The sequence below is a fragment of the uncultured Ilumatobacter sp. genome (genome assembly GCF_963980585.1).
GTDB lineage: Bacteria > Actinomycetota > Acidimicrobiia > Acidimicrobiales > Ilumatobacteraceae > Ilumatobacter_A.
In genome coordinates, this window is sequence record NZ_CAXCAM010000053.1 from 1 (window position 1) to 17,134 (window position 17,134).

At 64.4% G+C, this 17,134-nt stretch carries 16 protein-coding genes and 1 tRNA gene; 15 read left to right on the forward strand and 2 right to left on the reverse strand.

The features are described 5' to 3' along the window. The 4 genes from ACH2DW_RS13455 to ACH2DW_RS13470 form a co-directional block, all read left to right on the forward strand. Nucleotides 1-447 (forward strand): DUF1499 domain-containing protein (locus ACH2DW_RS13455; protein ID WP_394930259.1); only part of this gene is annotated, 447 nt, incomplete at its 5' end. 139 nt (nucleotides 448-586) lie between these two features. After that, on the forward strand, nucleotides 587-1,585 hold the full coding sequence (locus ACH2DW_RS13460; RefSeq protein WP_394930260.1) for a polyprenyl synthetase family protein: 999 nt from the start codon (nucleotides 587-589) through the stop codon (nucleotides 1,583-1,585). Nucleotides 1,586-1,678: 93 nt separating this feature from the next. After that, a complete protein-coding gene (gene trkA, locus ACH2DW_RS13465) occupies nucleotides 1,679-3,028 on the forward strand; it encodes a Trk system potassium transporter TrkA (protein ID WP_394930261.1) in 1,350 nt (449 codons plus the stop codon). 56 nt (nucleotides 3,029-3,084) lie between these two features. Further along, nucleotides 3,085-4,626: a TrkH family potassium uptake protein gene (locus tag ACH2DW_RS13470; protein ID WP_394930262.1), complete on the forward strand. Its 1,542-nt coding sequence runs from the start codon at nucleotides 3,085-3,087 to the stop codon at nucleotides 4,624-4,626. Nucleotides 4,627-4,664: 38 nt separating this feature from the next. Here the strand turns inward: ACH2DW_RS13470 and ACH2DW_RS13475 are convergent, their stop codons facing one another. Next, the gene (locus ACH2DW_RS13475; RefSeq protein ID WP_394930263.1) at nucleotides 4,665-5,573 is read right to left on the reverse strand and encodes a CobW family GTP-binding protein; all 909 of its coding nucleotides are present in this window, start codon (nucleotides 5,571-5,573) and stop codon (nucleotides 4,665-4,667) included. Nucleotides 5,574-5,706: 133 nt separating this feature from the next. Between ACH2DW_RS13475 and ACH2DW_RS13480 the strand changes: the two genes are divergently transcribed. The 9 genes from ACH2DW_RS13480 to ACH2DW_RS13520 all read left to right on the forward strand — a co-directional run bounded on the left by ACH2DW_RS13480 (nucleotide 5,707) and on the right by ACH2DW_RS13520 (nucleotide 15,663). Continuing rightward, the gene (locus ACH2DW_RS13480; RefSeq protein WP_394930264.1) at nucleotides 5,707-7,014 is read left to right on the forward strand and encodes a DNA recombination protein RmuC; all 1,308 of its coding nucleotides are present in this window, start codon (nucleotides 5,707-5,709) and stop codon (nucleotides 7,012-7,014) included. Between the two features lie 51 nt (nucleotides 7,015-7,065). Beyond that, nucleotides 7,066-8,445: an exodeoxyribonuclease VII large subunit gene (gene xseA / locus ACH2DW_RS13485; protein WP_394930265.1), complete on the forward strand. Its 1,380-nt coding sequence runs from the start codon at nucleotides 7,066-7,068 to the stop codon at nucleotides 8,443-8,445. Then, nucleotides 8,442-8,648 carry an exodeoxyribonuclease VII small subunit gene (xseB, locus tag ACH2DW_RS13490; protein ID WP_394930266.1) on the forward strand — a complete coding sequence of 69 codons (207 nt, stop codon included), beginning with the start codon at nucleotides 8,442-8,444 and terminating at the stop codon, nucleotides 8,646-8,648. Before xseA ends, xseB begins: the two co-directional genes overlap by 4 nt. A gap of 85 nt (nucleotides 8,649-8,733) precedes the next feature. Continuing rightward, nucleotides 8,734-9,792, forward strand: coding sequence for a polyprenyl synthetase family protein (locus ACH2DW_RS13495; RefSeq protein ID WP_394930267.1), 1,059 nt, complete (start codon nucleotides 8,734-8,736; stop codon nucleotides 9,790-9,792). A 50-nt stretch (nucleotides 9,793-9,842) separates the two neighbouring features. Further along, nucleotides 9,843-11,333: a phytoene desaturase family protein gene (gene crtI / locus ACH2DW_RS13500; protein WP_394930268.1), complete on the forward strand. Its 1,491-nt coding sequence runs from the start codon at nucleotides 9,843-9,845 to the stop codon at nucleotides 11,331-11,333. Between the two features lie 47 nt (nucleotides 11,334-11,380). Then, the gene (locus ACH2DW_RS13505; protein ID WP_394930269.1) at nucleotides 11,381-12,298 is read left to right on the forward strand and encodes a phytoene/squalene synthase family protein; all 918 of its coding nucleotides are present in this window, start codon (nucleotides 11,381-11,383) and stop codon (nucleotides 12,296-12,298) included. 70 nt (nucleotides 12,299-12,368) lie between these two features. Next, complete coding sequence (locus ACH2DW_RS13510; protein ID WP_394930270.1) at nucleotides 12,369-13,118, forward strand: carotenoid biosynthesis protein; 750 nt, start codon at nucleotides 12,369-12,371, stop codon at nucleotides 13,116-13,118. Further along, nucleotides 13,115-14,572 carry a phytoene desaturase family protein gene (locus ACH2DW_RS13515; RefSeq protein ID WP_394930271.1) on the forward strand — a complete coding sequence of 486 codons (1,458 nt, stop codon included), beginning with the start codon at nucleotides 13,115-13,117 and terminating at the stop codon, nucleotides 14,570-14,572. The genes ACH2DW_RS13510 and ACH2DW_RS13515 overlap by 4 nt, the downstream gene beginning before the upstream one ends. Next, nucleotides 14,569-15,663: a glycosyltransferase gene (locus ACH2DW_RS13520; protein ID WP_394930272.1), complete on the forward strand. Its 1,095-nt coding sequence runs from the start codon at nucleotides 14,569-14,571 to the stop codon at nucleotides 15,661-15,663. The genes ACH2DW_RS13515 and ACH2DW_RS13520 overlap by 4 nt, the downstream gene beginning before the upstream one ends. Here ACH2DW_RS13520 and ACH2DW_RS13525 read toward each other — a convergent pair. Next, entirely contained in the window at nucleotides 15,654-16,256 is a 603-nt protein-coding gene (locus ACH2DW_RS13525) for a glycerol-3-phosphate acyltransferase (RefSeq protein WP_394930273.1), read from the reverse strand. The two genes, ACH2DW_RS13520 and ACH2DW_RS13525, sit on opposite strands and share 10 nt — an antisense overlap. Nucleotides 16,257-16,277: 21 nt before the next feature. On the opposite strand from ACH2DW_RS13525, the gene ACH2DW_RS13530 reads away from it, so the two are divergent. Continuing rightward, the gene (locus tag ACH2DW_RS13530; RefSeq protein WP_394930274.1) at nucleotides 16,278-16,970 is read left to right on the forward strand and encodes a spheroidene monooxygenase; all 693 of its coding nucleotides are present in this window, start codon (nucleotides 16,278-16,280) and stop codon (nucleotides 16,968-16,970) included. Between the two features lie 71 nt (nucleotides 16,971-17,041). Next, a tRNA-Thr gene (locus ACH2DW_RS13535) sits at nucleotides 17,042-17,117 on the forward strand. Nucleotides 17,118-17,134: the final 17 nt, after the last annotated feature.

The following is a 17,134-nucleotide window of genomic DNA, read 5'->3' on the forward strand; positions in this document are numbered from 1 at the left end:
GGAGTACTCGCCGCTGTCGTCGTCATCGCTGCGGTCATGATTCGACGGCTCGACCACGATGCCGGTGTGTGGCACGTCGATCCGCTCACCGCGCCGACGCCTTCGACACCGAACTCGTCTCGGGTCGTGCCGGCTGGTTCCGATGTCGATGCTGATGGGGCGGCTCCAGTTTTCGAGACATCGACACAGGATCTTGCGGCGGCGTTTGACCGGGTCGCTCGCGAGAGCGGGAGCGTCGATGTGGTGGGCGGCTCACCCGAGAGTGGTTTCGTCACCTACGTCCAAACGTCTGCGCTGTTCGCATTTCCCGACTACATCTCGGTCAAATTCATCGAGATCGATGCGGACACCAGCACCTTGGCGGTGTTCTCGCGATCACGGCTCGGCAAGAGCGACCTCGGTGTGAACAAGAAGCGGGTCACCGCCTGGCTCGACCAACTCCCCTGAGATCGCTTTCCTGAGATCGCTTCCCTGATGTTCTGGCCGCCAAGGTCAAGGCATGTGGAGGTTGCGCAGTCTGTGCGCAAGATCCACACGCGTTCGGCACAAATCGCTGACTCCCCGCGCGCTCGGTAACCTGCACGACGTGTCAGAGCCGCAGAACATCACGTCGCCGCTGCTTGCGCTGCCGGCAATGGATGTCGACCGCAAACGGATCGAGAAAGCGATGCACGAATCCGTGCATACGCCCGACTCGTATCTCAACGAAATCGCCTCGCATCTCATCGTGGCGGGCGGGAAGCGCTTACGTCCGGTGCTCGCTGTTGCCGCTGCCCAGATCAACGGCGTGGTTGCCTCTGAAGATGCGGTTCGAGGCGGTGTCTCCTGTGAGCTCGTCCACCTCGGGTCGCTGTATCACGACGACGTGATGGATGAGGCCGACACGCGTCGTGGCGTCGAGACGGTCAATGCCAAGTGGGGCAACCTGCAAGCCATCCTCGCCGGCGACTTTCTGCTCTCGCGTGCCTCTGAAATCGCAGCGTCGCTGGGCACCGAAGTTGCTGGCCTACTGGCGCGCACCATCGGGTGGTTGTGCGAAGGCCAAATCGCGGAGTTGCGCCACACGTATGACGTCAGCCGTCCGGAGCCGTCGTACTTCACCTCGATCCACGGCAAGACCGCTTCGCTCTATGGCACTGCTGCCCGCATTGGCGGCATCGTCGCCGGGCACGACCGGGTGACCATCGATGCGCTGACCGATTTTGGCAACGCCTACGGCATGGTCTTCCAGATTGTCGACGACATCCTTGACGTCACCGCGACCGATGAACAGCTGGGCAAGCCCGCTGGTCATGACATGGTTGAGGGCGTCTACACCTTGCCCGTGCTCCGCACCTTGGCCACCAACAGCACCGCGGCCGACGAGCTCGCAGATCTGCTCGGCTCACCGCTCGACGACGCTCAGCAGCAGAGAGCGTTGACGATCGTCCGCTCGAACGAAGGTGTCGCATCGGCGATGGCAACTGCTCGCGAATACGTGCAGCGGGCCGAAGATGCCGTCGCCGGATTTGCTGATACTCCGGCCACCGAGGCGTTGCGCACGGCTTCTCGAGTCCTGCTCGACTCAGCCGTTGTCCCCGCCTGAACCGACCATTCGGGATCCTCCTTCCATGGTGTTCTTCCATGGTCTTCGCGGGAATGTCCCCCTGAGTGCTCTTCGATCAGGCAGGCTGAGGCCATGCATGTAGTCATCGTCGGTGCCGGCGAAGTCGGTTGGTATCTCGCGCAGCGACTCGGCGCCGAGGGTCACGATGTAGTCGTCATCGAACAGAACGAGGCGATTGCCTCGGCGATCGGTGCCGAACTTGACGTGCAGGTTGTCATCGGCAGCGCCACGTTGCCGTCAACGCTGCAGGCCGCGCGGATCGATCGCGCCGACCTCCTCGCCGGCGTCACGCAGAACGACGAGGTCAACTTGATCGCCTCGCTGCTTGCGAAAGAGGCGGGCGTACCGCAGACCGTGGTCCGCATTCAGACCGAGGAACTGCGCGGCGAATCCGGGGCGCCGCTGCGCGAGGCAATGCGCGCCGACGTCGTCATCGACCCCGACGCCGACACCGCCGATGAGATCATGGAACTCACCGAGGCATCCGGTGCCGACGAGGTGTACCAGATGTCGGGTGGCGACCTCATCGTCCTCGGCTGCACCATTGGCGAAGGCTCTGCGCTTGCCGGCAGCACCCTCGCGGAGATCGGTGCAAGCTTTGAGCCCGACTGGAGCTTCCTGTTCGGAGCGCTGACTCGCGGCGGCGAAACAGTGATCCCGCGCGGCGATCAACGACTTGAGGCCGGCGACCACGTGCGCGTGCTCACCAGTCGCCAAGACCGCAACAAGATCCTCGAGCTGCTCGGCGCGTCTCACCGTCGTGCCAAGCGGGTGATGGTGCTTGGTGGCGGGGCCGTCGGTTCACGTGTGGCCGAGCGGCTGGAAATCGCGGGCGCTGATGTCGTGTTGGTCGAGCACGACCTTGACCGCGCCCGCGTGCTCTCCGAGAGGCTCCCGCGGATCACCGTGGTGCGGGGCGACATCGAAGACACCGACATGCTGAGCGAGGAGTCGATCAGCGACAAGGATCTTGTCATTGCTGCGACGGGTGACGACGCCGCCAACGTGCTGGCATGCGCGTTCGCGGCCAGCGGTCGCGACACCTTCACGGTCGCGGTCATCCATCGCCTGAGCTTGCTTCCGCTCGTCCGTCAGTTCGGCATCGACGCTGCGCTCAGCCCGCGCACTGCGTCGGCCAATGCGGTGTTGCGGCATGTGCGTGGCGGAACGGCATCGGTGGCGACGTTCCTCGAAAGTGATATCGAGGTTGACGAAATTGAGATCGAGGTCGGCTCCGAGGCGGACGGCGCCGTGGTCTCCGAGCTGCACCTGCCGCACTCGATCGTGCTGGGTGCGGTGATTCGGCCGGGAGAGCCGGGTCGGATCATTCGTGGGTACACGGTGCTCAACGCCGGCGACAATGTCGTGGTGTTCGCTCGGCCAGAGTCGCTGCCCGCCCTGCGCAAGGTGTTCACCACGTGACCAACGTGCCATCGGCACCGGGGTCGGACCATGGTCGGCGCCTGCACCATCCAGACTTGCGCGCGGCGTCAAACCCACGGGCGTCGATCTTTGGCGCGCGCGGCGAACGGTTACTGACCGAGCGACGTCGGCCGTCCCTCGCACTGAATGTCCTCGGCCTGACCGTCGCAGTCGTCGGCATCGGTATTGCGGTGTCCGGCATGGTCGATCTGATCGATGGTGGCCCCGATGTGGCTGCGTTGTTGCTCACGGGACTGGTCACCTGGATCGTCGGTTCTGTGTTGTGGCGGACCACGGTGGTTCCCAGTCAGATTCGGGTACTTGACGTCTTCACCACCGTCACGATCGCCTGGGTGACTATCGCCGCGGTCGGCGCGATCCCCTACCTCGTCACCGGTCACTTCACCCGCATCGACGATGCCTTGTTCGAAGCGATGTCCGGGTTCACCACGACGGGTGCAACGGTCACCGCCGACATTGAGGCGACGTCGAAGGGTCTGCTTTTCTGGCGGTCGATGACGCAGTGGATGGGCGGTATGGGCGTCATCGTGTTGGTCGTTGCCGTGCTGCCCACGGTCGGTTCTGGCGGCATGAGCCTGCTCGAAGCCGAGGCTCCGGGTCCGACGGGTGAACGCCTCACGCCGCGCGTGCGTGAAACCGCTCGACGGCTGTGGGCGGTGTACCTCGGCTTCACGGCACTGATGGCGACGGCGTACTTCGTTGCCGGCATGAGTCTCTATGACGCGGTGAGTCACTCCTTTACGACGGTGTCGACGGGCGGATTCTCTCCGTATCAGGGGTCGTTCGGCCACTTCGAGTCAGCGACGCTCGAATGGATCTGCATCGTCGGCATGATGCTTGCCGGTGGCAGCTTCACGTTGTACTGGCGTGCGTTGCGAGGCAACGTCAAGCCGCTGCTGCGGTCGACTGAGTTCCGCGTGTATTTGTTCATGGTCGGCGCGATGACGCTGTGGGCGTTCATTACGGCAGGGAACGGTGGAAGCCAGTCGACTGGTTTCCGCGATGCGTTGTTCACGGTGTCATCGACGGTCACGACGACCGGGTACGTCGCGACCGAGTACGGCTTGTGGAGCGAGACTGCGCAGTCTCTGCTGCTCATCGCGTTGCCACTGGGAGCGATGGCAGGCTCCACGGCCGGCGGTATCAAGATTCTCCGCATCATGGCGGTGTCGAGCTTTGCGCACCGCGAGGCGCTCAAGCATCTGCATCCGAAACTGGTGCGTCCTGTTCGTGTCGGCAACGCGATGCTGTCCGATGATGTGGCCGGCAAGGTTGTCGGGTTCCTGATCCTCGCGCTGGTGATCTTCGGTGGTGGATCGTTTGCGATCGCAGCCACCGGCCCGGACCTCATCACGTCGTTTTCGGCATCGGCGACGTCGCTCGGCAACGTCGGGCCGGGTCTCGGTGCGCTCGACCACACCGGGGACTTCTTGGTCATCCCACGCGAGGGTCGTTTGATTGCGATTGGACAGATGTTGCTTGGTCGACTCGAGATCTATCCGGTGATTCTCGCGATCAGTGTGGTCACGTTGCGCCTGCCGAAGTCGATGCTGCCGCGCCGCACAAAGCGCTCCTGACCCGCACCTGACCGTCTGAGGCAGGGTCAGAGGGTCAGTCAGTTGAGCGCGATGACTGTCAGCGGGGTGGGTGCTGCGAACTCGGACATGGGGAGCGGGGTGATCTCGCGGCGCCGACCGACGACTTGGACGAGATGCAGTTGCTCGTCATGGGTGGCAACGATGCCTTTGGCCCGCATGACCGTCCCGACGTTGTCGTCCAAGGTCTGCTGCAACGCGGCATCGATGGCCCCGACCGATTCGAACGGCCCGAACTCGAGCGTCGTGACGGTGTGGGCGTCGAAGAGGCTGGGCGTGGCGGTGGCTGCAACCCCGTCCGGTCGCCGCCCCCCGAGCGCCAGAAATCTGCCGATGGCAGGGTCGCTCGCGCCGACGACAAAGACCGGCGTGTCGTCTCCGAGGTCGCCCAATCTGGCATCGACGAGCGAGCGTTGTTCATCATCGATCAAGTCGGTTTTGGTGAGCACGATCAGATCAGCTTTGGCGATCTGCGACTCGATTGCGTCGGTCACTCGTGCTGGCTGATCGTCGGTGAGGAGCTGATCCGCGGCGACGACGACCACGACGCCGTCGAGCATGAACCCGGCGGAGTTCCCCCACGGGGTCATCCGGTCTGGGTCGGCGACGCCGCTCAGTTCGACGATGACATGGTCGGGAGGGGTGTCACGTGCTCGGAGCTGGTCGAACGCTGCGCCGAAGCCGTCGATGAGACTGCAACACACGCATCCATCGGTGAGTTCCACGGTGTCGCCGTGACGGCGGGCGATCAGCGCTGCATCGATGTTGATTTCGCCGACGTCGTTGACCAAGACGGCAATCGGGCGATCGGTCACCGCCAAGAGCTCGTTGATCGCAGTGGTCTTGCCCGCACCGAGATATCCGGCGACGAAGGTGATCGGCACGCGACGACCGTCCCACGGAAGAAACTCGGGCTCCTGGTACGGCATTGTTGTTGAGGCTATTGCCCCGCCGTCGAGACGGCGTCGATGCCAGACCCTTCTGGCGGGGTTGCTGTGCGGATCATCCCTGGTCACGGCCCATCCGCGAACTCTGTGACACCCAATCTCTACCGTGGGCTCCATGTTGATCGTCGTTGTCCTTCTCGGCCTCGTGTTGGCCGGGTGCGCTGCTGCTGCGGCGTATTTCTTCGCGCTGCGGCGTGCCGAGCAGCAAGCTGCGTCGAACCTCGCCGACGAGCTGGGCGCACAGTCGCTCTCCAACGAGTCGCTGCAGCTTTCAATCGACACTGCGGTGCAGAGCGCTGTCGCAGCGGTGCGCGATCAGGCGAGCGCGGAACGAGACGCTGCGGTCAGTGCCGCGCTCGAGCAGAGCGCTGTGCTTCAGCGTGAGCAGTTGGGGGCCAAGGCATCGCAGGTACAGCAGCACGCCAGCGCCGATCTGGCGTCGAAGAAAGACGTCATCGACGAGCGGCTCGATCAGGTGCACGGCGAGATGCGCAGCGAGCTCACCAAGTTGACCGACATGGTCAATGCGCTGGGTCGCACAAATGCCGAGAAGTTCGGGCAGGTCGAAACTTCGCTCAAGGCGCATGCCGATGTGGCTGCAGCGGTCGCCGAGTCAGCCCAGGCATTGCGCACTGCCATCGCCAATCCGCAGGCGCGTGGTCAGTGGGGCGAGCGCATGGCTGAAGACGTGTTGCGCATGGCCGGGTTCATCGAGAACATCAACTACACCAAGCAGGGTCAGATCGACGGTGCGACCGGTCGACCCGATTACACGTTCAACATGCCCAAGGGTCACGCCCTGTACATGGACGTGAAGTTCCCGATGGCTTCCTACGTTCGGTACCTCGAAGCCCACACTGATGCCGAGCGCGAGGCCCACCTCAAGAACTTCTTGCGTGACGTACGAATGCGGGTCAAGGAACTGGCCAAGCGTGACTACGGCAATGTGGGCAATCAGCAGGCAGTCGACTACGTGTTGCTGTTCATTCCCAACGAACAGCTCACGGGATTCATCCACGAGCACGATCCCGGGCTGCTCGACGATGCCATGGGCCAGCAAGTGGTCATGTGCTCACCGCTCACCCTGTTTGCATTCATCGGCATCATCCGCCAGGCGTTCGACAACTTCATGATCGAGCAGACGAGCGACGAGATCCTGCAGTTGATCAGCAAGTTCGGGACCCAGTGGACCAAGTACTCCGAGCAGGTCGACAAGGTGAAGAAGCGCTTCGAAGGCGTCGAGAAGGAGTTCGAGGCCTTGGCCGGCACTCGTCGACGTGCCCTCGAGCGGCCGCTACGCGAACTCGACGGCATCCGCCAAGAACGCAACCTCCCAGTCGACGGCGAACTCTTTGCACTGCCCCGTGACATCGACGACAACGACACCCCTGCCGACGGCGCGATCCGTCAACTCGGCGCCTGACTGCCCGGTCGTTAACGCTCTGCGCCGCAGTGCCTGATTGAATCGAGCACTGTGAGCCAGCCTGCGTTCGACTTCGGCGACGAGATGCCCGAAGAAGTCGCTGACCCCACCTACACGGTGGGCGAGTTGGCCGAGGCGATCAACGATCAGCTTCGCCGCGGTTTCCGCGACGGCATTTGGGTGCGCGGCGAGATCAGCGGACTCCAGAATCGCGGGCCGCACACGTACTTCTCGCTGGTCGAAGACGGCGACAACGGCAAGGCCGTCATGAACGTGCAGTTGTTCGCGCCGGCCAAGGCCCGCCTTGCGCCGATGCTGCGCAAGTTCCGCCTTGAGCTGCGCAACGGCATGAAGGTGCGCATTCACGGCCACCTCGACTTCTGGGCTCAGGGCGGTCGGCTCGGCTTCAAGATGGCCAGCCTCGACCCGAAGTACACGATTGGCGACATCGCACAGTCCCGTGACGAAGTCGTCCGGCGGCTTGTCGCCGAGGGGTTGATGGACACCAACAAGCGACGTCCGATGTCGCCGGTGCCGCTTCGAGTCGGTGTGGTCACGAGCGTCGGCACCGCTGCCTGGCATGACTTCCACGACGAGCTCGCGCGCAGCGGGTTCGGGTTCCGTCTCGTCGTGGCCGATGTTCGGGTCCAGGGGGATCTCGCCGAAAACATGGTCACCGCGGGGATCGCGCGGTTGGCGATGCTCGGCACGCTCGACGTCATCGTGGTCATCCGCGGCGGCGGGGCCCGCAACGAGCTCGCGGTGTTCGATTCCGAGAAGATCGCTCGGATGATCGCCAACTCACCGGTGCCGGTGCTGACCGGTTTGGGCCACGAGGTCGACCGGAGTGTCGCTGACGATGTTGCGCACCTGGCGTTGAAGACCCCCACGGCGGTCGCTGGGGAACTCCTCGGACGGGTCGCCGCGTACACGACGAACGCCGAGCAGACGTTCGCTGCAATTCTTCAACGCAGCACCGCCGTGCTCACTGACGCCAGCACCGAATTGTCCGAGGTCGGCCACCGGATTGCCCGGCGCACACATGCCGCCGTCGAGCGGGCCGACGAGCGGTTGTCGATGCGAGTCGATCGGCTGGGCCGCAGCGGCCCGGCGGTGCTCGAACGTGCCACCGAGCGACTCGACCGCGTTGCGCTCAGGGTCGTCGAGCGGCCGACCGATGTTCTCGATCGGGCCGGCCAACGCCTCGACGTGTTGGCTGCACGAGTCGGGGGCCTCGATCCGGCCGTACAGATCGCGCGGGGCTGGACCATCACCCGCGACGCAGCCGGTGCCATCGTCCGGTCGGTGGCCGACATTGGCCCCGACGACATCGTCACCACCACGCTCATCGACGGCACCGTCACCAGTACGGTCACGGCAGCCGTCCCCACTGTTGACGCCACCATCACCACCAACGAGGACTCCTCATGACCGACGCCCCAGTACCCGGCTACGCCGCAGCGCTCACCGAACTCGATGCGATCTTGCGCGAGTTGGAGGGTTCCGATGTCGATGTCGACCATCTGGCCGAGCGTGTGTCGCGGGCGTCAGAACTCATCTCGCTCTGTCGCGGCAAGATTTCCAATGCGCAGATCAAGATTGAAGAGGTCACCGCCGACCTCGACGCGCCGTAATACCCCAACGTCGAGTCGCTCGGCCGGGTGGAACCTCTCCGACAACGCCGTGGGGCCGCACTGGGCGCCAGTAACCTCTGTCGGCATGTCGAGCGCCCCCGCGTCACTCAAGCAACTGGCGGCTCGAGTCGACGTTCGACTCGACGAGTTTCTGGCTGCCGAGCGCGACCGGTGGGCGAGCTTCGACAGCGAGTTGGCCCACCCGATCGAAGAGATCCGCCGCCTGGTTCTGTCCGGTGGGAAGCGACTCCGTCCGGCATTTTGCCACTGGGGCTATGTCGGCGCAGGTGGCGGCGACAATGACCAGATCGACATCGATGCCGGTGCCGCCTTCGAGCTGATGCATGCCTTCGCACTGTTCCACGACGACGTGATGGACGATGCGGATTCCCGTCGAGGTCAACCGACCACCCACACCGTGGCAGCTGCGGAGCATGCTGCAAATGACTGGGCGGGCGAGTCCCGACGGTTTGGAGAGGGTGTTGCGATTCTGGTCGGTGACTTGGCGTTCGTGTACGCCGACCAGCTGCTCGAAGAAGCCACGCTCGAAGCGTCGAGAATTTGGAATGAGCTGCGCGTCGAGCTCAACATCGGGCAGTACCTCGACATCCTCGGCGGTGTCAGTCGAACCCGCGACGTCGTGAAGTCCGAACGCATCTGCCGTTACAAGTCGGGGAAGTACACGATCGAACGTCCGCTGCATTTGGGTGCGGTGCTTGCTGCGCCCGAGCACGCCGACGAGCTCCTGCCTCATCTGAGCAACTACGGCCTGCCGTTGGGCGACGCTTTCCAGATGCGTGACGACGTGATGGGCGCGTTCGGCGACGAGGCAGTCACCGGCAAGCCTGTCGGTGGCGACCTGCTCGAGGGCAAGCCGACGCCGCTGCTCGCTCGAGCAACACGTCGCGCGGACGACGCTCAGCGTCGTGTGCTCGAACTCGTCGGTGACCCTGACCTCGATGCCGACACGGTCGCCAAGATCCAACAGGTCATCATCGACACGGGCGGGCTCGATGAACTCGAAGCCCACATCAGCGCGCTGACCGAGGCCGCTGTCACATCGCTCGACACTGCACCGATCACCCAGGTCGCCAAAACTGAACTGACCCAGCTGGCCGAATTCGTCAGCCAACGAACCACCTGAGGACGACTTGGTGCCTGGCACCAAGTCGTCCTTGCGGCCCAAGGAGCATCGTGAAAGTTGTCGTTATCGGAGCAGGGCTTGGCGGGTTGTCCGCTGCTGCACATCTGAGCAAAGCCGGACACGATGTGACGATCGTTGAGCGCGATGCGTTGCCCGGTGGGCGCGCCGGCATGGTGATCCGCGATGGGTTCCGCCTCGACAACGGTCCGACCGTGCTCACGATGCCCGATCTGCTTGAAGAGGCATTCCAGGCAGCGGGCGCGAACATGGCTGATCACATCACGATCAAGCCGGTCGATCCGATGTACCGCGCCTGTTACGCAGATGGTTCGACGCTGCTTGTGAAGCACGGCCGTGAGGCCATGACTGAAGAGATCGCCCGCTTTGCCGGCGACAAGGAGGCTGCTGCGTTTGGCGCGTTCGCCGACTGGCTCAAGAAGCTGTACACCGCGGAGATGCGGTCCTACATCGACACCAACCTTGATTCGCCGCTTGATCTGATCAAGCCGTGGCGCGATGGGCTGTCGATTCTCAAGCTCGGTGGTTTCGGCAAACTCGACAAGAAAGTTGCATCGTTCTTCGACGACGAGCGGTTGCAGCAGATCTTCAGCTTCCAGTCGATGTACGCGGGTCTCGCCCCGTACGAGGCTCTCGCGATCTACGCCGTCATCACCTATATGGATTCCGTGCAGGGCGTGTTCGTTCCCGAGGGCGGCATGCACATGATGGCGGTCGGCTTGGCCGAGGCGGTTGAGCAGGCCGGGGTCACCATTCGCTACGAGTCTCCTGTCAACCAGATCGTCCGGTTCGCCGACGGTTCGGTGCGCGGCGTTCGCCTTGGTGATGTGGGCAAGGAAGGCGGCGAGTTGCTCGAAGCTGATGCTGTCGTCTGTAATCCTGATCTCCCGGTGGCCTACCGCGAACTGCTCGATGGGGTCGACGTCCCGAAAAAGGCTCTGAATGGAAAGTACAGCCCGTCGTGTCTGCTGTGGGTGGCTGGCGTGAAGGGGACTCCGCCCCCGGACGCGGCACACCACAACATCCACTTCGGTGACGACTGGAACGGTTCGTTCAAGGCGCTGATCGATGACGGGGTCCGGATGCCTGACCCGTCGATTCTCGTCACCCTGCACTCGCTCGACGACCCGACGCTTGCGCCCGAGGGACACAGCAACCTCTACGTGCTCGAGCCGACACCGAACCTCAGCGGGAAGATCGACTGGTCGAAAGAGCGCGACACCATCACGGACTCGTTGCGGGCCAAGGTCGCGTCGCTCGGTTATCCGACCGACGTCGTCACCGAAGAGGTCTATGACCCACAGGACTGGCGCGACATGGGTATGGAGCAGGGCACACCGTTTGCCCTGGCGCACACGTTCTTCCAGACCGGGCCGTTCCGGCCGAACAACGTGACGAAGAAGGTGCCGGGCCTGGTGTTCACTGGCTCGTCGACGCTTCCCGGCGTCGGTGTGCCGATGGTGCTGGTGTCCGGCAAGCTCGCTGCCGAACGCGTCGACCAGTACGCGGCGGCGCGCAAATAGTCACGGATGGGGTCTGACCCCATTCGAAACTCCTACGCTTTGCACCAATGCGACTTCCGTTCCAGCGCACTCCGCCCACGCCGACGACGCACTTGCTGCCGTCGGGCCCGGTGACGTTGGACGAGAGCTACGAACTGTGCCGCGAGTTCAACAAGCGGCACGGCACCACGTACTACTGGTCGACCAAGGTGCTCCCGAAGATCAAGCAGCACCACGTGCACGCGTTGTACGCCTTCGCGCGGTATGCCGATGACATTGTCGATGAGATTCCCTCGCAGGGTGGGCGCGATGTGCCGACCGAAGTGCGGGCGGCGACGCTGGCCGATTTCGGGCAGCGGTTCTTTGACGATCTTGCTGCCGGCAAGTCGGAGGATCCGGTTCTCAAGGCGGTCGTACACACGGTGCGTGCCTTCGACATCGACACGACGGCGTTCGATCGGTTCCTCAGGTCGATGACCATGGACCTCACCGTCGAGTCGTATGAAACCTGGGACGACCTGCTCGTCTACATGGACGGATCGGCTGCAGTGATCGGCGAGATGATGCTGCCAATTCTGGAACCGTCGGATTACGACACGGCGCTGCCCCACGCTCGCGATCTTGGCAATGCCTTTCAGCTCACCAACTTCTTGCGTGACGTCGATGAGGACCTCGACCGGGGCCGCCAGTACATCCCTCTCGAGGACAGCCACCGCTTCGGCGCCGACCTCAACCAGCGTGCAGTCACGCCCGAGTTCATTGCGCTGATGCAGTTCGAGATCGAGCGCTGCCGCGCGCTGTATGAGTCGGCCGACATCGGCATCTCGATGTTGCCGGATCGGTCGGCGAAGGCCATTCGCGCGGCGTTCACCCTCTACGGCCGCATTCTCGACAAGATCGAGGCCCAGCAGTACGACGTGTTCACTTCTCGCGCCAGTGTGTCCACCACCGAAAAGGCGGCAATGGTCGTCAAGCTGCTTCGATGAGACTGGTCGTTGACGCCAATCACGCGGATCATGAGGCGGTGCGGTGAGCTCCGAGCGCAGGTGGGTTGATATGACCGAGGCCGTTGCCGGTGTGGTGACGGTGGGGGCGATGATCGCGACGCCGCTGTTGCCGCAGCGCGGTCTGGCGCGCAAGGTCCTGTCGTCGGTGGTCGTCACCGGGTTGTTTGCCACGACGACGGTCAATGCCGTGCGGCGTTGGGGTCCCGCCCGCGCGGGTGCCGCTGCCGGTACGACTGCGGTGGTAACGGCTGCAGTCGAGCGATTCGGCACGCTCACCGGGGTGCCGTTCGGTCGATATGCGTACTCCGGTGCGCTGCAGCCGCAGGTTGCTCATGTCCCGGTCATTGTTCCCATGGCGTGGTTCGCGATGTCGTTGCCGGCGCGTGAGACCGCTCATGCCGCGCTTGGCGAGCAGTCGACGATGGCCAAGCGCATTGCACTCGGTTCGGCAGCGATGACCGCATGGGATCTGTTCCTTGACCCGCAGATGGTCGGCGAGGGGTATTGGGCGTGGGCGCGTCGCGGTGTGTATCGCGGGATCCCGCTGAGCAACTTTGTCGGGTGGTTCATCACGGGTCTCGGCGTGATGGCGATGCTCGAAGCAATGCTGCCCGCCGCGGACGCGACCAATGAGCGGGCTGCATCGGATCCGCACCTCGTTGGCACGTACGGGTACATGGCGGCGATGGAGACGGTCGGGTTCGCCCGATACTTCCGTGACCCGGTGGTTGCTGCGGTCGGCGGGGCGGCGATGGTTCCGGTGGCCGTCACGGCCATCTTCAGGAGGTTGGTGCGATGAAAGCAATCATCGTCGGCGGCGGTGTTGGCGGCTTGTGTACGGCGATTCGCCTCGGCGCGGCCGGCCACGACGTCACCGTTTTTGAGCGCAACGAACAGGCCGGCGGCAAACTGGCGGTGTTCGAACGCGACGGGTTCACGTTCGACATCGGTCCCTCGTTGTTGACGTTGCCGCAGGTGTTCGACGACGTCTTTCAGCTCGCCGGAACTTCGCTGGACGAACAGCTCGACCTCGTCCGGCTCGATCCGCAGTTCCGCTACTTCTGGCGCGACGGGGCACGGCTCGTTGTCCACGATGACAACGACGCCACCGCTGCAGCGTTCGAAACGTTCGCGGGAGCAGGAGCGGCGTGGCGCGACCTCAACGAGCACGGTCGGCGGATCTGGGAGGTGTCCGAGCGGACGTTCTTCGCCGGCCCAATGTCGAACCCGCTCGATCTGCTGTCGCGGATGGAGTCCGCGAACGATCTGCGAACGATCGACGCCATGCGCTCGCTCAACGACGCCGCCCGGGCGTTGTTTGACGAACCCAAGCTGCAGCAGTGGCTGGGCCGCTACGCCACCTACTCGGGCTCGACGCCGCGCCGTGCGCCTGCCACGTTGTCGTGCATTCCACACGTCGAGGCTGGGCATGGCTGCTGGTATCCAACGGGTGGGCTTGGCGCACTTTGTGATGCACTTGTGCGCGTTGCTGGCAAGGTCGGCGTGGATATTCAGACTTCGTCTGATGTGGAACGCATCAACGAAGACGGCACCAGCGTGACGGGGATTCGACTCGTCGATGGTTCCGTGGTGGCTGCTGACGTTGTGATCGCGAACACCGACGCCGAGCACTTGTACGCCGACTTGCTGCCTGACGATGCTGCGCTGCGCACGGTTCGCAAGGCTGATCGTTCGACCAGCGGGTTCGCGATGTGCCTGGGCGTGCGCGGTGCAACTCCGGCGATCGACGGCGCTCCGCTCGGTCACCACAACGTGTTCTTCTCGAACAATGCTGCGCAGGAGTTCCGCCAGATCGAGGCGGGCCAACTCGCCGATGACCCGACGATCTACGCCTGCATCTCGTCGCTGACTGACGCGAGTCAGGCTCCTGCCGGTGATGAGAACTGGTTCATCCTGGTCAATACGCCGCCCGGTGCGGAGGTCAACACCGAGGACTACCGCGATCTCGTGCTCCGGCGTCTTGGCGAACACGGGGTCGATCTCGCCGGCCGTATGAGCTTCTCGGCGCGTATCACCCCGGCGGACATCGAGCGGCTCTACCGCTCGCCGGGCGGCGCCATTTACGGCAGCTCGTCGAATGGCAAGCGCGCGGCGTTTGCTCGACCCGCAAACCGTGGCGCACGTGCAGGGCTGTACTTGGTCGGCGGCTCGAGCCATCCCGGCGGCGGGCTGCCGCTCGTCGCGACAAGTGCTCGCATCGTGACGGAGATGATTGACCAGGACCACCGGTGACGCGTCACATCCGCCGACTGCTGAGTCGGCTGTTCCTGCTCACCCGTTGCGTGGCCGGTGGCATCGCGATTGCCCGGCTGGCGCGAGCAGCGATTGCGGCTCCGCCGGTGCGGCCGACGATGACACCTGCGCAGTCGATCAGCATGGTGATTCCGGCACGTGACGAAGCGCAACGGATCGGACCCGTGCTTGCAGCGTTGGTCGGTGCGCCGGGGGTCGGCGAGGTGCTGGTGGTTGACGACCAGTCGAGTGACGACACTGCCGACATTGCCCGCGCTGCCGGCGCTGTTGTCATCACCGGGACCCCGCTCCCTGACGGATGGGCAGGCAAGGCGTGGGCTTTGCAGCAGGGCATCGAGGCAGCGGGCGGCGAGTGGGTGGTGACGCTTGATGCGGACACGAATCCCGATCCTCGGCTTCCGCAGGCATTGGTCAGCCGGGCCATGGCCGAACAACTTGACCTGCTGACCGTGGGCGGGCGTTTCGACTGCCCGACCCCTGGGAGCCGGTGGCTGCATCCAGCGATGTTGACCACGCTCGTCTATCGCTTCGGGCCGCCGGGCGTCGTAACGGCGCCCGACCGGGCGATGGCCAACGGCCAGTGCATGGCGGTGCCGCGCCACTCGTTTCTCGAACGCGGCGCGATGCAGACGGTGCGCGGCGAGGTGGTCGAAGACATTGCACTCGCCCGCCGTATGGCCCACGACGGTGCTCGGGTCGGGTTTCTCGATGCGGGCGAGATGCTCGAAGTCCGCATGTTTGAGTCGCTTCGCGACACCTGGCGTGGTTGGGGTCGATCCCTGGCGTTGCCCGGCGTCGAGCCACGACGCCGCCAGCTCTTCGATCTCGCGGTGGTGTTGCTCGCTCAGGCACTTCCGCTCCCCCGCCTCGTGCTGCGCAAGGCCGACATTGTCGACGTCGTCCTGCTCGCGGTGCGGTTCGGCACGCTGGCCGGCACCCGCACCGCCTACTCGCGAGTCGATGTCGCGTACTGGTTGAGCCCGCTCGCCGACGTCCCTGCCGCGGTCACGATTGCCCGCGGCATCTTCCGTCGCGGGCCCCACAGCTGGCGCGGTCGCACCTACGCCTGACGGCGGTCGTCGAGCGCGGCGATCGCGAATCGGATGCCGATGATCGTCATCAATGCCCCCATCGCCGCGGTCCGGTACGGACCATCGACCGCGAGGTGCACGAACGGCAGGGCCAGCATCCCGGCTCGTGATCCCCAAGCGAACGACCGGGTGATCGCGAAGACGACGATGAGCACACCGACCGAGATCGCCACCGACACCGGAGCGAAGACGGCTGCTCCGCCGACGAAGGTCAGGATGCTCCGGCCGCCTGTGAAGTTGGCAAAGACGGGGTAGGCGTGGCCGATCATCGCTGCGCCGGTCGCCACATACGCGATCCCCCACACTCCGTCATCGGCAATCAGGACGCCGATGCCGGCAGCAACCACACCCTTGGCGACATCGCCGACGAACACCGGGATCGCGGCTTTCCTGCCGAGGGTCTCGCGAGCGTTCCAAAATCCTGGGTTGCGGTCACCGACCGTCCGCAGATCGACGGCGGCCCGACGCTTGGCGACAAGGTTGGCCACCGGGATGGAGCCGACGAGGTAGCCGACAACAACAGCAATGATGACGTCGACAATCGTCGGCGTAAACGTGCTGATCGAGTCCATTGCTGACAGCATGGCCGACACATGGCCCGCGTTGCATCCTTCCACCTGATTCGCGAGCGGCCAGGCCGTGCGCTGTTGGCCATGGCGCGACTCGGCGCCGATCGGCCGCAACTCCAACGCGTGCCGGGTCTGAAGTTCTGGAAGCTCCTGGGAACCGGCAACGGTGACGACACCGGCCCCGGCGCCGACCTGCGTCGGACCGCACTCTTTGCTGTGTGGGAGAGCGAGGAGCACCTCGACGACTTTCTGGCATCACATCGGATTCCTCGGCGCTGGCAGCGCGCGGAAGAGCACTTCACCGTCCGCCTTCGTGCGCTCGGCGGGCACGGGACGTGGCGCGGCGTTGACCCCCTCGATGGCATGGTCGACGGCGACCGGGCCGGTCGGGTTGCGGTGATCACTCGTGCCGATGTCCGTCGTCGTTCGTGGCGCGACTTTGCTGCGGCGGGCAAAGAGGTTGACGCCGAACTCCACACCGCTGCTGGCTTGATCGATGTGGTCGGCGTCGGTGAGGCACCGGTCGGTCGGCTCGCGACGTTCAGCCTCTGGGAGTCCGCCAAGGCGGTGCGCACCTACGCGTACGCCATGCCGCGGCATCAGCAGGTGATCGAACAGACGCGAGACGGCGACTGGTACGCCGAGGAGTTATTCGCGCGCTTCGAGCCATACGGCTCGACGGGGACCTGGAACGGCCGGAACCCGCTCGCCGACTGAACCGATCGACGCGACAGGCCAGCGGCGCCGATATATTCGTCTCGTTCGTTCCGGCAATGGAGCGAACTGCTGCCCAGATAGCTCAGTTGGTAGAGCAACGCATTCGTAATGCGTAGGTCCCGAGTTCGACTCTCGGTCTGGGCTCCACGTTTTACCTGATAGAA

Excerpts from the sequence above, each read along its gene's own strand:
- trkA (WP_394930261.1), top strand. The coding sequence starts at position 1,679 with ATGCATGTAGTCATCGTCGGTGCCGGCGAAGTCGGTTGGTATCTCGCG.
- ACH2DW_RS13475 (WP_394930263.1), bottom strand. The coding sequence starts at position 5,573 with ATGCCGTACCAGGAGCCCGAGTTTCTTCCGTGGGACGGTCGTCGCGTG.
- ACH2DW_RS13480 (WP_394930264.1), top strand. The coding sequence starts at position 5,707 with ATGTTGATCGTCGTTGTCCTTCTCGGCCTCGTGTTGGCCGGGTGCGCT.
- xseB (WP_394930266.1), top strand. The coding sequence starts at position 8,442 with ATGACCGACGCCCCAGTACCCGGCTACGCCGCAGCGCTCACCGAACTC.
- ACH2DW_RS13495 (WP_394930267.1), top strand. The coding sequence starts at position 8,734 with ATGTCGAGCGCCCCCGCGTCACTCAAGCAACTGGCGGCTCGAGTCGAC.
- ACH2DW_RS13505 (WP_394930269.1), top strand. The coding sequence starts at position 11,381 with ATGCGACTTCCGTTCCAGCGCACTCCGCCCACGCCGACGACGCACTTG.
- ACH2DW_RS13510 (WP_394930270.1), top strand. The coding sequence starts at position 12,369 with ATGACCGAGGCCGTTGCCGGTGTGGTGACGGTGGGGGCGATGATCGCG.
- ACH2DW_RS13515 (WP_394930271.1), top strand. The coding sequence starts at position 13,115 with ATGAAAGCAATCATCGTCGGCGGCGGTGTTGGCGGCTTGTGTACGGCG.
- ACH2DW_RS13525 (WP_394930273.1), bottom strand. The coding sequence starts at position 16,256 with ATGGACTCGATCAGCACGTTTACGCCGACGATTGTCGACGTCATCATT.
- ACH2DW_RS13530 (WP_394930274.1), top strand. The coding sequence starts at position 16,278 with ATGGCCCGCGTTGCATCCTTCCACCTGATTCGCGAGCGGCCAGGCCGT.